Source organism: Maribacter sp. TH_r10 (genome assembly GCF_033101095.1).
Classification (GTDB): Bacteria; Bacteroidota; Bacteroidia; order Flavobacteriales; family Flavobacteriaceae; genus Maribacter_A; species Maribacter_A luteus.
On record NZ_JAWMPY010000042.1, the window covers coordinates 1 to 474 of the forward strand.

Annotated in this window: 1 protein-coding gene; it reads right to left on the reverse strand. The window is 48.1% G+C overall.

Annotation, left to right across the window (positions count from 1 at the left end):
- Nucleotides 1-474, reverse strand: a 474-nt coding sequence (locus tag R3X28_RS19245) for a hypothetical protein (RefSeq protein ID WP_317666517.1), incomplete at both ends; no start/stop codon positions are given.

The following is a 474-nucleotide window of genomic DNA, read 5'->3' on the forward strand; positions in this document are numbered from 1 at the left end:
AACGATGGCAGCCTGTGCCGGGGTAATCCCTGTTTTAGCAGTGTTCAATGCAATCGCATCGTTCTGGGTGGTTTGTTCGGATTGTAAGTTGGCAATATCAGTATCATTATCACTGATGTTCGCAGCATTAGTAGCTATTCCTGAAATATCCTGATCTCCAGTGTTCACACCAGAGGTATTCGCAACGATAGCAGCCTGTGCCGGAGTGATTCCGGTTTTGGCAGTGTTCAATGCGATGGCATCGTTCTGGGTGGTTTGTTCGTTCTGTAACGCAAGGATGTCGTCATCGTTGTCACTGATATTGTAAGTGTTGTTTGCGATGTCCGTATCGTTGGAACTGATGTTTGCTGCATTGGTAGCAATCCCTGAAATATCCTGGTCACCAGTGTTGACCCCGGAGGTGTTCGCAACGATGGCAGCCTGTGCCGGAGTGATACCCGTTTTAGCAGTGTTCAATGCAATGGCATCGTTCTG